This is a genomic window from Nonomuraea sp. NPDC003727, from assembly GCF_053586935.1.
In genome coordinates, this window is sequence record NZ_JBSFNE010000003.1 from 506,466 (window position 1) to 519,447 (window position 12,982).

Annotated in this window: 10 protein-coding genes; 2 read left to right on the forward strand and 8 right to left on the reverse strand. The window is 72.8% G+C overall.

Annotated features, from left to right (window positions below; genetic code table 11):
• The first annotated feature begins 83 nt into the window (after positions 1 to 83).
• The gene (locus ACWDLG_RS11100; RefSeq protein WP_449918428.1) at positions 84 to 1,520 is read left to right on the forward strand and encodes an alpha/beta hydrolase-fold protein; all 1,437 of its coding nucleotides are present in this window, start codon (positions 84 to 86) and stop codon (positions 1,518 to 1,520) included.
• A 10-nt stretch (positions 1,521 to 1,530) separates the two neighbouring features.
• On the forward strand, positions 1,531 to 2,136 hold the full coding sequence (locus tag ACWDLG_RS11105) for a TetR/AcrR family transcriptional regulator (RefSeq protein ID WP_449918430.1): 606 nt from the start codon (positions 1,531 to 1,533) through the stop codon (positions 2,134 to 2,136).
• Here ACWDLG_RS11105 and ACWDLG_RS11110 read toward each other — a convergent pair.
• From ACWDLG_RS11110 to ACWDLG_RS11145, 8 genes are all read right to left on the reverse strand, one after another.
• Complete coding sequence (locus ACWDLG_RS11110; RefSeq protein ID WP_449918432.1) at positions 2,105 to 2,398, reverse strand: DUF6204 family protein; 294 nt, start codon at positions 2,396 to 2,398, stop codon at positions 2,105 to 2,107. The genes ACWDLG_RS11105 and ACWDLG_RS11110 overlap by 32 nt on opposite strands.
• Positions 2,380 to 3,024: a TetR/AcrR family transcriptional regulator gene (locus tag ACWDLG_RS11115; RefSeq protein WP_449918434.1), complete on the reverse strand. Its 645-nt coding sequence runs from the start codon at positions 3,022 to 3,024 to the stop codon at positions 2,380 to 2,382. Before ACWDLG_RS11115 ends, ACWDLG_RS11110 begins: the two co-directional genes overlap by 19 nt.
• A 41-nt stretch (positions 3,025 to 3,065) precedes the next feature.
• Positions 3,066 to 4,352 (reverse strand): hypothetical protein, encoded by a 1,287-nt coding sequence (locus ACWDLG_RS11120; protein ID WP_449918436.1) that lies wholly within the window; start codon positions 4,350 to 4,352, stop codon positions 3,066 to 3,068.
• Between the two features lie 42 nt (positions 4,353 to 4,394).
• A complete protein-coding gene (locus tag ACWDLG_RS11125) occupies positions 4,395 to 5,561 on the reverse strand; it encodes a glycosyltransferase (RefSeq protein WP_449918438.1) in 1,167 nt (388 codons plus the stop codon).
• A 49-nt stretch (positions 5,562 to 5,610) separates the two neighbouring features.
• Complete coding sequence (locus tag ACWDLG_RS11130; RefSeq protein WP_449918440.1) at positions 5,611 to 6,966, reverse strand: MFS transporter; 1,356 nt, start codon at positions 6,964 to 6,966, stop codon at positions 5,611 to 5,613.
• Positions 6,963 to 10,550, reverse strand: coding sequence for an MMPL family transporter (locus ACWDLG_RS11135; protein WP_449918442.1), 3,588 nt, complete (start codon positions 10,548 to 10,550; stop codon positions 6,963 to 6,965). The genes ACWDLG_RS11130 and ACWDLG_RS11135 overlap by 4 nt, the downstream gene beginning before the upstream one ends.
• The gene (locus ACWDLG_RS11140) at positions 10,543 to 12,168 is read right to left on the reverse strand and encodes a fatty acyl-AMP ligase (protein ID WP_449918445.1); all 1,626 of its coding nucleotides are present in this window, start codon (positions 12,166 to 12,168) and stop codon (positions 10,543 to 10,545) included. The genes ACWDLG_RS11135 and ACWDLG_RS11140 overlap by 8 nt, the downstream gene beginning before the upstream one ends.
• Before the next feature lie 121 nt (positions 12,169 to 12,289).
• The gene (locus ACWDLG_RS11145) at positions 12,290 to 12,925 is read right to left on the reverse strand and encodes a hypothetical protein (protein ID WP_449918448.1); all 636 of its coding nucleotides are present in this window, start codon (positions 12,923 to 12,925) and stop codon (positions 12,290 to 12,292) included.
• Positions 12,926 to 12,982 lie beyond the last annotated feature (57 nt).

The window sequence follows — 12,982 nt, forward strand, 5'->3', positions numbered from 1 at the left end:
GCCCGCGGGCACCGCCTAGCCTCGCCTCCACGCTGAGGAGGGCCGATGAGGGCCGATGAGGGCTGAGGACGGTGATGGGCATCATGCGATCCAGGGGCTTGCTGGCCGTGGCGCTGGCGTCGGTGCTGGTCATGGGCTCGTCGGCCGGTCCCGCGCTGGCCGATCCCGACTGGTCGCTGGTCCCGGACGGGCAGACCGGGCAGGAGCGGCCGGCCGCCGACCGCCGCGGCGAGCCGGCGAGACCGGCCACGGCCGAGGGGCGGAGCGAGCCCGAGGAGCCGGGCGGCCGGCCACCCGGCAGCGGCCAGGCCGAGCAGCCGGGAGAGGTGCCCCCGCAGGACGGCACCGCCGGCGACCCCTTCCCCGGCGACCCGAACGGCAGGCCGCCGTCCAAGGCCCCGCAGCCGCGACGCACGCAGGAGCCGGCGCGACAGCAGGCTCCGCCGGGCGACGCCGGAGACCCCCGCTACGCCCCCTGGCAGAAGGCGCTGAAAGGTCCGGCGAGGGTGGTGAGGGAACGCCGGCTCGGCCCGCGGATGCTGGACATCCTCATCTCCTCGCCGTCGATCGGCCGGATGATGCCCGTCCGCCTGCTCCTCCCCAGAGGCTGGTCGAAGTCCGCCAAGCGCACCTGGCCTGTCCTGTACCTCCTGCACGGCGGCGCCGACAACTACACCGCGTGGACCAGGATGACCGACGTCGTCTCCTTCACCGAGAACGTCGACGCGATCATCGTGATGCCCGAGGCGGGCCGCGCCGGCAACTACTCCGACTGGTTCAACGGCGGCCGTGGCGGCAGCCCCGCCTGGGCGACCTTCCACACCCAGGAGGTGCGGCGGCTGCTGGAGATCGGCTACCGCGCCGGCACCCGCAGGGCGATCGCGGGGCTGTCGATGGGCGCCTACGGGGCGGTGAAGTACGCGGCGCAGAACCCCGGCATGTTCGGGTTCGTCGGCGCCTTCAGCGGCATCATGGCCACCCAGCTGCCCGGCATCCCGCAGATCATCCAGAACGCCCAGCTCAGCGAGGGTCACGACCCGAACGCGCTGTGGGGCGACCCGGCCGGGAACAAGGACGTCTGGGCCGCCAACGACCCCCTGGTGCTCGCGCCGAACCTCAGGGGGACCGCGATCTACATGTCCAGCGGCACCAACAGCTTCCTGGGCCCGCTGGACCCGCCCGGCTCGCCGTGGCATCCCGCCCACCTGGGCGAGCCCATCTCCGCCTACACCGCGAAGGCGCTGAGCAAGCGGCTGGACCGGCTCGGCATCAAGCACACCATGAACATGTACGGCAACGGCACCCACACCTGGCCGTACTGGAACAGGGAGTTCAAGAACTCCTTCCCGATGGCCCTGCGCGCCCTCGGTCTGAGGGGCGGCGGGGATCCCTCGGCGGCGACGATGCGGGACGAGCGCGAGTGGGAGTACGACGACCCGCTGCCGCCGATCACGCCGCCCGACGCCGTCCAGCCGGGCCCGCTTCCTCTCGGTGTCATGAACTGGACGCTGCAGCGGTGACACTTGATCCATGAACCTGCGTGACCGCAAGAAGGAGCGAACGCGGCAGCTGCTGTCCGACACCGCGATCGCGATGTTCCTGGCCGAGGGTTTCGACCAGGTGGCGGTCGCGGACATCGCGGCGGCGGCGGAGGTGTCGAAGCCGACGCTGTTCAGGTACTTCCCCGTCAAGGAGGACCTGGTCCTGCACCGCATCGCCGACCACCAGGGCGAGCAGGCGAGGGTGGTGGCCGCCCGCGACCCGCGGGAGTCGCCGCTGCGGGCCCTGCGCCGGCACTTCCGCCAGGGCCTGGAGGCGCGCGACCCCGTCACGGGGCTGTGCGACCTGCCCGAGGTGCTGGCCTTCTACCGCCTGGTGTACGGCACGCCGAGCGTGGCCGCCCGCCTGGTCGAGTACGGCACCGCCGACGCCGCCCTGCTGGCCGGCGCGCTGGGCGGGCCCGCGCCGCGCCTGGTGGCCGTCCAGGTGATCGCCGTCACCCAGGTGCTCGCGCACGACAACGTGGCGGCCGTGTCGGCCGGCCGTACGGCCGATGAGGTCTTCCCCGAGGCGGCCGCGGCCGCCGATCTCGCCTTCGACCTGCTCAGCCACGGCGCCGCAGGGCGCGGCTACTGATCTCCGTCATGTTCGTGACGCCGATGGTCTCCTTCTTGAAGGGGTAGGCGAGGGCGTCGAGCGCGGCGAGCTGGGCCTCGGTGTCGTCCTCGGCCTCGGTCTGGAAACGGAAGGTGAACCAGCTGATGGACCGGTCGTAGGCGAGCGAGCCGCCCTCGCGGAAGCCGATCTCGCAGGCGTCGGCCTGCTCGCGCAGCGTCTCCCGCTGGGCGTCGGTGAGGCCGTCGAACCTGGCGCGGATGATCACTCGGTAGGTGTCCATGTCGTGTCCCTCGTCGCGTAGGTGAGGACCCGGTCGCCGAGCAGGCTCTCGATGGTGTCGAGCCGTTCCAGCAGCGCGTCGGCGATGGCCGCGGGGGGCTGCCCGTCGGCCGTCCGCCTGCCGATCTCGCGCAGGACGTGCTCGTGCACCCAGCCGAGCTGCTCGGCCACGAGCGCCGGCGTCGGATCGCCGGGTGCGGCGCCGGTCTCCTCCGCCAGGGCGGCGGCGAGCTCGGCGACCATCTGCTCGGCCAGCTCGACCAGCCTCGCGGTGAGGGTCGGGGCGGCTCGCGCCATCTCCAGGAAGCGGCCGAAGCCCTCGGTCAGCCCGATGCTCCCGTCACGGCGGCGCAGCTCGTCGCGCAGCGTGGCCAGCACGGCGTCGGCGGCCGACTGCCCCGCCGCCCGCCCGCGCACGATCACGGCGAGCCGGTCCCGCGACGCGGGCGGGATGACCAGGTCCTCTTTGACCTTGAAGTAGTTGTAGACCGTGTTGGCCGCCACGTCGGCGGCCCTGGCCACCTCGGTGACGGTGACACGGTCGAACCCGCGCTCGACGAAGAGCCGCAGCGCCACTTCGGAGATGTGGCGCTTGGTCTCTTGCTTCTTGCGTTCGCGCAGGCTCACGCTGATGGAGTCTACTCCAAACTTGGAGTCGACTCCATGATTTATCCGACGGCCAGGTAGACCTGGCCGAACACCTCGGCGTACTTCTTCAGGTCCGTCGCCACGTCCACCTCGGGCGTCGCCGGGTTGTACAGGGTGGCCAGGCGCGGCTTGACCTCGCTCAGCCTCCGCAGCTGCTCCCAGGTCGGGTTGGCGGCGAGCTTGTCGCCGAGCACCCGGTTCACCGCGCCCTTCGGGTCCTGCCAGCGCGTCCAGAGCGTCACCGTCTCGGCCGCGTCGGACTGCAGCGGCGTCGCCACCCGCTCGGTGATCGTCTTGAGCGCCTGCTCGGCGGTCAGCTTCGAGGAGCCGGGAGCGGTGAAGACCGCGTCCTCGGCGCCGATCGTGCCGTAGGCGTCCCAGGCGCGGGCCCTGACCTGGATCCACTGGTTGCGCTGGGCGGTGGGGCCGTCGATCTTCCAGGTGGCGTACTCGGTGGCCAGGTGGCCGTTGTCGAGGGAGAGCTGGTCGACCAGGCCCTTGGACAGCCAGGCGCCGACGCGGTCGGGGTCGAGCAGCGGGTACTTCTTGCCCAGCTCCGTCTTGCACTCCTCGTTGGCCCCGCAGCCCAGCACCGGCACGACCGTGTGCAGGGCGAGCTTCCTGCCGGGCACGGCGTCACGCAGCGCCGCAGCGGCCTCGGTGACGAACCTGTCGATCTCGTCGGCCGCGGCGAACGTCTGGTTGTAGCCGAGCTGCGAGGAGAACCTGATGCCCACGGCGCCCTGCTGCATCGCCAGCGCACCGACCCGCTTCACGGCCTCGGCGAGCTTGCCGGCCTTCCAGTCGTCGGCCAGGTCGGTGTCGATCCAGACCCGCAGCCCCGCCTCGGCGGCGGTCTTGACCGCCTGCCCCTCGGCGGTCTCGGCGGCGGTCTTCACCTCGGCCGCCGACAGCTCGGCGGGATCGACGTAGCAGTCCTTGGCACCGCCCTGGCACTCGGGCGTTCCGCCGCCGTCGTTCTCGCCGGCGGGGTCGGGGTCGCCCACGTCACCGGAGGTGCTGTCGCCCGGCGGCTCGACGCAGGTGTTGCCCTCCTCGGTGCAGTCGATGATCGGGGTGTCGATCGGCCCGGCGTTCCTCATGTTCTCGCCGTCGTTGTCCAGCCAGAACCGGGCGATGTCGGCGGCCTCCTCCGGCGTCGCCATCCACCTGCAGACGACGTACGCGGGGGTGTCGCTCGACATCAGGTCGTTGCAGCTCCTGGGGTCGTTGTCCGACCAGGCGGGGACGCCGATGCCCAGCAGCGAGAGCGCCAGGCCGATGACGAAGATCTTCCGGAAACGCATGTCGCCTACTTCGGGGGTGATCAAAGGTGGGCAAGTAGCACACTATCTGGACACTTCTAAGAGATCTACCGCTTGCCGCACCCCGTCTTCCACACGCAGTCGAGCGGCCAGTCGAGGATTCGGTACGGCACGCAGCACCCTGGCCGCCAGCGCCTCTGCCGTGAGGCGCCGGACCGGCAGCGGCGCGGGACCCGCCCGGAGCGCGGCGACGCGCGCCCCCCAGAAGTGCTGGTCGGCGAAGAACGGGCAGACGACCGTGGGCACGCCCGCCGTGAGGCTCGCCGCCGTCGTGCCCGCCCCGCCGTGGTGGACGACCGCGGCCATGCGCGGGAAGAGCGCGGCGTGATCCACCTCGTCGACCGGCAGGACCGTGGCCGAACGCGCCACGCCCAGGCCCTGGACCACCGCCCTGACGCCTGCCAGCCTGAGCGCCCGCAGCACCAGCGGGGCGAGCCCCTTGGGCGGCCTCATGCTGCCGAACCCGACGAACACCGGCCTCGGCCCCTCCTCGACGAAGGCCGCGACATGCTCGGGAAGGGGTCCGGGCGGGAGCCGCCAGTAGCCGGTGAGGTGGACCCTGGCGGGCCAGTCGCGCGGCCGGGGCACCACCAGCGGGCTCACCGCGCACAGCACGGGCACCTCCCGCTCCCGTCCCGCCGGCCCGAGCCCGAACACCGTGCGCCGCAGCCGGTTGACCATGCGGCCGAGGACCAGCGAGGTCAGCCTGTCGATCAGGGCGTAGCTGGCCCGGTTGCCCCAGCCGCCCAGGGTGCGCGCCGGGAAGAGCGGGTTGGGGAAGGCGGCCGTGGGATGGCTGGGCTGGAAGTGCAGGAGCCGGTACGGCATGCCGTACCGGTCGGACAGGTGGGCACCCATGCCGCCGAGCGCCGGGGACAGGACCAGGTCGGCGGCGCGGGCGGCGGCGTCCACCTCGACGACGAGCTTCTCGGCGAGCGGCTCGACGACCCGTTTGAAGCCGGAGACGAAGCCGAGCGGGCCGCTGCGCAGCCATGCCTGGCCCTCGTCCGAGTCGAGCACCGCCGCGGGGTCCACGCTGAGCGGCGCGAGCGTGAGGCCGTCCATCAGCGGCGCGTAACGCGGGGCGGCGACGACGGTGACGTCATGGCCGCGGGCGCGCAGCCCCCGGCCGAGCGCGACGCACGGCTGGGTGTCCCCCCTCGACCCGAACGCGAGGATCGCGACCTTCACGGCGACCCCACCCTCCGTCTCGACGACAGGCCCGCCCCGATGGCGCCTTTCATGGCAGCGTCGCCAGGCCGACCACCGCGCCCGCCAGCACCAGGCCCGCCGCCACCAGCAGCCCCGCGGAGTACCCCGCGGCGAACGTCCCCGCGCTCTGCACGATCACCCCGATCGCCGCGATCCCGAACAGCCCCGAGATCTCCCTGCCCACCGTGAAGACGCCACCGGCGACCCCCGCCTGGCCCTCCGGCACCGCCGCCAGCACCGCCGAACCCAGCGGCATCGTCAACGCCGACCCGATCCCGATCGCGCACACCGCGGGCAGCAGCTCGCCCCACCCGTCGCCCGGCCCGAGGAAGGCGACCCCCGCCATCCCCGCCGCCACCAGCGCCAGCCCCGCGGCCACCGTCCTGCCCGCCCCCAGCCGCCGCTCCACCAGCGGCACCAGCGGCGTCACCGCCACCACCAGCACGGCCAGCGGCACGAACGCCACCCCCGAGGCGGTCGGCGAGAACCCCAGCACCCCCTGCAGGAAGATCGCCGTGTAGAAGAAGACGCCGTTCACGCCGAGACCCCACAGCACCTGCGCCACCACCCCGCCGGTGAAGGACCGGGCGGCGAACAGCGCCGGATCCACCATCGGCTCGGCCGCCCGCCGTTCGACCACGACGAACGCCACGGCCCCCGCCACGCACGCCAGACCCGCCCCGACGATCACCGGCGCCGTCCAGCCGTACTCCGAGCCGTGGATCAGCGCGAACGTCCCTGACGACAGCACCACCGCCGAGGCCGCCACGCCCGGCAGGTCCACCCGCGCCGCGCCGCGCTCCCTGCTCTCGGGGACGACCGCGACGGCCAGCGCGGTCACCGCCGCCCCGATCGGCACGTTGATCAGGAACACCCACGTCCAGTGCGCGTGCTGGCTCAGGTAGCCGCCCACCAGCGGCCCGAGCGCCAGGGCCCCCGCGCCCGACGCCATCCACACCGCCACGCCCGCCGACCGCTGCCGGTCGTCCTTCCCCGCGAGTACGGCAAGCGTCGCGGGCAGGATCAACGCCGCGCCCACGCCCTGGACCAGCCGGGCGGCGACCAGCAGCTGGATCGTGGTGGCGAGGCCCGCCGCGAGCGACGCCCCGGTGAACGTCACCAGGCCCGCGACGAGCGCCTTCCTGCGCCCGTACACGTCGGCGAGCCGGCCGCCCGCGAGCATCAGTCCCGCGAAAGTCATGATGTAGCCGGTCGCCACCCACTCCAGCATGGCCAGCCCTGCGCCGAGATCCGCCCTGATCGTGGGGAGGGCGACGGTGACGACCGTGTTGTCCAGCGTGGTCACGAACCCGGCGAGGGCGACGACCAGGAAAAGCGGCCAGACCCTGGAGCTCCTCTTGGCGTGGACGGTGACCTGGGTCATCCCTCCACCTCCTGCCAGCTCCAGCCGGGGCCGTCGGGGCTCGCCCTGACGACCCTGGTGCGCGGCTCGACCTTCACCCAGGTCAGCCGGGGTTCGGGGATCTTCGGCTCGTCCGGCTCCGCCGCCCCGTCGTGAGGAGGAGCCCCAGGAGGAGCCGCCGGAAGGTCCTGGCGAGAGTGCCGGCCCGGCTGCGGGCGGGGCCTGCGGGGGGCGGTGGTGCCGGGGTACGGGTTGAGCCCCCGCTTGCGCCGCACGCCCTTCCCGGGGAGAGCGTCCGCGCCAGGGAGCGCGGCGGAACGAGGGCTGGTGTCGGTCCCGAACAACGGGCCGGGACGAGGGCTGGGGTCGGTCCCGAACAACGGGGCGAGACGAGGGCTGGGGTCGGTGTCGGTCCCGAACAGCGGGCCGGGGGCGAGCACGAGCCCCGGATCCGTGTCCAGCGCGGTCCCACCCGAAGCGTCCGGCACAGGACCGCCAGACGAACCAGGCACCGGACCGGCCGAGACCCCCACAGGACCGGACACCGCGCTGGCCGAGACCCCCGAACGACCGAGCACCGCGCTGGCCGAGACCCCCGAAGAACCGGACACCGCACTGGCCGATCCTCCCGGCACGGGGGCCGCCGAAGAGCCGGACCCTGGACCGGCCGACGGGCCGTGCTCCGGGCTGGCTGACGGGCCGTGCCCCGAGCAGGCCGACCGGCCGGGCCCCGGGCTGGCCGACGGGCCGGAGCGAGAACCGGCCGGGCGCTCCTCCTCGTCGGCCCAGTGCCAGCCCGGCCCGTCGATGTTGGGCCGGACGACACGCCGGCTCCTCCGCCCGCCGGCCTCCGCCCCACTCCGCCCGGAAGCGCTCTCCGCCCTGGGCACCTCGGGCATGCTGTCGGGCCCAGGCCGGCCGGACACACCGGAACCGGACCTGCCGGACGAGCCGGGTACAGGCGGAACAGGAAGGGCGGCCGCCTGGGGCACGGGAGCCGGGGAATCCTCCGGCCGGGGCGAAGTGCGGGTTGGGGAGAAGCTGGAGGTTGGTGAGACGGCGGGGTTCGGGGAGACGGAGTCGGTGGGGGTTGAGGAGCCGAAGTCGGTGGGGGCTGAGGAGACGATGGGAGCTGGGAAGACGGTGGAGGGTGTGGAGACGTCGGGGGTTGGAGAGACGCCGGAGACGCCGGGGGTTGGGGAGATGATGCCGGGTGTCGGGGAGACCGCCAGGATCGGAGGGGTGGCGGCGAGGGCGCGGCGGGTGGGCGCGGGAGCCACGGCGGCCCGCGAGCGGCGGGACCCGGAAACCGCGGCGGTGGCCCGGGAGGCCGCGGCGCGAGGGTCGGTGGCAAGCGCCCGCGAGGCGGTGGTGCCGGCCGGGGCGGCGTGGGGGCCGGAGGTGGGCGGGGGCTCGTCGGGAAAGTGTTCCCGCAGCTCGATCCGCCGGTGGAGCCCGCGTAACGGACCGGGCAGCCACCAGTTGGCCGCTCCCATCAGCCGCATGGTCGCGGGCACCAGCAGCGCCCGCACCAGCGTGGCGTCCACCACGATCGCCACGAACATCCCGACTCCGAGCAGCTTCACGATCGTGATCCCGGCGGTCGAGAAGGCCCCGATGACCACCAGCAGCAGCAGCGCCGCGCTGGTGATGATGCCGCCGGTCTTCTGCAGCCCGGCCGCGACCGCCGCCGCGTTGTCCCCGGTCCGCAGCCACTCGGCCCGTACCCGGGACAGCAGGAACAGCTCGTAGTCCATCGACAGCCCGAACACCACCGCCAGGATGAGCACCGTGACCGTCGCCTCGATGGTGCCGGTGGGTGTGAAGCCGAGGAGTCCGGCCAGGTTGCCGTACTGGAAGGCCCACACGATGACCCCGAAGGACGCGCCGATCGACAGCACGTTCATCAGCAGGGCCTTCACCGGCAGCAGCAGCGAGCCGAACGCCGCGAACAGCAGGACGAAGGTGGCCCCGCACACCACCAGCGCCATCCACGGCAGGGTCGCGGCGAGACTGTCGACCAGGTCCATCTGCGCGGCGGTGGGCCCGCCGACGACGACCGACCTGATGTTCGGCTCGGGCGTCATCGATCTGATCAGGGTGACGAGCGACCGCGCGGAGTCGGACATGGGGTCGCCGTCGTAGCGGACGGCCAGCCGTACGGCGCCGTTGTCCGGGGAGAAGCCGGTGACGTCGACGCCGGTGACGCCGGGCAGGCGGCGCAGGCGGTCGGTGAAGGGTTTGACGTCCGAGGGCAGCACGGGTGTGAGCGGGCTGACCACGGTGTGGCCCTGGCCGAGCGGGCCGGGCAGCAGCGGTTCGGCCTCCTGGAAGTCGCGCTCGACGAGCACGTGGACGTCGACGGCGGCCATGGAGTTCCGGGCGAAGGAGGTGTCGACGGCCTCGGCGACCTGGCGGCTCTCGACCCGCGGCGGCAGCACCCGGTGGTCGACGTTGCCGAACTTCACGTCGACGAACGGCAGCGCGAGCGAGATCAGCACGGCCGTGACGCCGACGAGGTAGAGCAGCGGGGTGCGCATCACGCTGGAGGCGACGGCGTGCCAGGCGCCGCCGTTCCGCGGCCCGCCGAAGGAGGGGGTGATGCGGAGCGCGTCGACCTTCCGCCCGAGGATCCCGAGAACGGCGGGCAGGACGACGAGCGCGGCGACCATCGCGACGAGCACGACGGCGGCGGCGCCGAGCCCGATGGAGCGCAGGAACCTCTGGGGGAACAGCAGCAGCCCGAGCAGCGCGGTCGCCACGGTGAGCCCCGAGAAGGCCACGGTCCTGCCGGCCGTGGCCATCGTCGCCACCACGGCCGCCTCGGTGGACGTCCCGCGCCTGATCTCCTCGCGGAAGGCGCTGAGCACGAACAGGGAGTAGTCGATCGCCAGGCCCAGCCCGAGCATGGTGACGACGTTCAGCGAGAACACCGACACGTCGGTGACCTCGGTGAGCAGCCGCAGCAGCACCAGCGCGCCGAGCACCGACAGCAGCCCGACGAGCAGCGGCAGCCCGGCGGCGACCAGGCTGCCGAAGACCAGCACGAGCAGCACCAGCAGCACGGGCATCGAGATCGCCTCGGCCCTGGCCAGGTCGGCGCCCGTCTGGGTGTTGAGGTCGTCGAGCAGCGGCACCGCGCCGCCGATCTTGACGGACAGCCCTTCGACGGTGCGCAGCCGCTGCTCGATGGCGGTGTACGCGCGCTGCTTGTCGCCCTTGAGCGTGATCAGCGCGTAGGTGGAGCGGCCGTCCCGCGAGATCATCGTGGCGGAGCGGGAGGTCCAGTACGTCGTCATCCGCCGGACGTAGGTGGCCGGCAGGCGGCGCAGCGAGTCGTGGACGGCCTTCCTGTACCTCCGGTCGCGCGCCGGGACCGTGGGGTGGGTGTAGAGCACCACCACGTCGGGCGAGTTCCCGCTGTACCACTCGTCGTTCCAGGTCGCCGACGTGGTCGACTCGGCCGCGGGGTCCTCGAACCCGCCGTCGGCCATCCGCCCGAACAGTTCCAGGCCGAAGGGCGCGACGAGGACCGCGACGGCCACGCTCAGGACGAGGAGCGTCCAGCGGCCGCGGTAGACCAACCGGCCGAGCGACTCAAACAAGCGCGCCCTCCAGGTAGGCCTGCCGGCAGGCCCGCCGGGCGATCTTCCCGCTGGAGGTGCGCGGCACCGCGCCCGCCGCGACCAGCACGACCTCGGCCGCGACCTCGTGGCCGCGGGAGATGGCGGCGCGGACCTCGCGGACGACGCTCTCGTCTGTGCGGCCCGCCCGCGACCGCTCGGCCACGACGACGAGCCGTTCGGTCTCGGCGCCCGGCACCGCGAACGCGGCCACGTGTCCCTTGCGCACGCCGTCGGAGGCGTCCTGCGCGGTCGCCTCGATGTCCTGCGGGTAGTGGTTGCGCCCGTCCACGATCACCAGGTCCTTGACGCGGCCGGTGACGTAGAGCTCGCCCTCGTGGATCACGCCGAGGTCGCCGGTGCGCAGCCAGCCGTCCGCGAAGACCTCGGCGGTGCGCTCGGGGTCGCGCCAGTAGGCGCGGGCCACGTTCGGCCCCTGCACCAGGATCTCCCCGACGTGCCCGTCACCTGGGGAGTCGATCCGCACCCGCTGCCCGGTCGGCTTTCCGCAGGAGACCAGCGTGCTGGCGACGCCCACACCCCCGTCACCGTCGTACGGCACGGCCCGCCCCTCCGCCAGGGCGTCCCTGTCGAAGTCGGTGACCAGCGGCGGCGCGTCGATGGATCCCGCCGTGACGAAGACCGTCGCCTCGGCCAGGCCGTACCCGGGGGTGTGGGCTTCGGGCCGCAGGCCGTACGGCGCGAAGACGGAGGTGAAGCGGGAGACGGTGGCGGGTCGCACCGGCTCGGCCCCGTTGAGCATGACCCGCACCCCCGACAGGTCGAGCCCGTCGAGGTCGGCGGGATCGCTCGCCCTGGCGGCGGTGTACTCGTAGGCGAAGTTCGGCCCGCCGGTGTAGACGTCGGCGTGGCCGGACAGCAGACGCATCCACCGCGTCGGCTTCATGACGAACGCCACGGGGTCCATGAACACCGCCTGGTTCCCGCCGACGATCGGGCAGGCGATGATCGCGATCAGTCCCATGTCGTGGAAGAGCGGCAGCCACAGCGCGGCGACCGAGGTGCGGGGCTTGGCGCCGAAGGCCTCCCACAGCTGGGCGGCGTTGGCGCCGAGGTTGCCGTGGGAGATCTCCACTCCCGCGGGGGTCCTGGTCGAGCCGGAGGTGTACTGCAGGTAGGCGAGGTCGCCGGGGCCGATCGGCTCGTCCTCCCACTCGTCGGCGAGCAGGTCGGAGACCGTGTCGACGGCGATGACGGCCTTGGCGGGGGGCAGCCGGTCGGCCGGTGTGGCGCTGGTGGTGAGCACGACCACGGGGTCGGCGTCGGCGTAGGCGAGGGCCAGCCGCTCGGCGTGGCCGGGCAGGTCGGGCGAGAACAGCGGCACGGCCACCACCCGGGCGTACATCGCGCCGAGCATGGCCACCACGTACTCCAGGCTCTGCGGCGCGAGAACGGCCGCCCTGTCGCCGGGCGCGCAGACCTCGCGCAGCCGTACGGCCAGCGCCCGCGCCTTGAGGTCGACCTGCCGCCAGGTGAGCGTGCGGGCGCGCCCGTCGCCGAGGTGGTCGACGAAGGTGTAGGCCGGAGCGTCGGGGATCTCCCGCGCCCACCGGGCGACCCGGCCGATCAGAACGTCCATGCCGAAAGTCCCCTCGCCGCTGACAGGGACCTAGCAAATTACGGCAGAAAGCCCTGCGATTCTTGCCAAAGGCCTGCACATTCCGCGACCGGTCTTGTTACCGGCGTGACAACCCGCCGGGCTAGGCGATGATGATCCGGACGACGACGCCCGAACAGTCGCTCGCCACGCAGACCTGGACGGGGACGGTGTAGACGCCGGGCTTCTCCGGTACGCCGCCCACGTGCCCGTCCGGCCCGATGGTGACGCCCGGCGGGAGCTGGCGGGGGTCGATGACGGTGAAGGTGGGCAGCACGCCGCGCGGGGCGCCCTCGATCTCGATCTCGCTGTCCATCATCACGTGCACCCGGCCGGGGAAGGTGAGCTGGGTGGGCGACCACGACACCCTCGTGTGCACGACGAGCGTGATCGGCTCGCGGGTGCAGGTGTCGCCCTTGCAGATCTTGAGGGTGGAGGTGTAGGTGCCGGCCCGATTCGGCGTGCCGTACAGGAAGCCGATCTCGGAGATCCCGACGCCGGGCGCGACCTCTTTGCGCTGGAAGTAGTAGCCGCTGTCGACGGTCAGCACCCGCTCGTCGACCTCGACTCCCTCGGTGACGTGGAAGATGTTCTCGACGAGCAGGTGGGGACGGGTGTGGTCCTGGATCACGGGGGTGTCGCGGACCATGGAGACGGGTTGCGTGCTCACGGAGGGAAGGAGAGGAATGGCCGCGAACACGGCCGCGATGGCCGCGAGCGCCAGCCATTTCAACTGCATGACGCATTACCTACCCTTTCGCCGGTCGGCGTCACACTCCGCACACGCGGACATAAT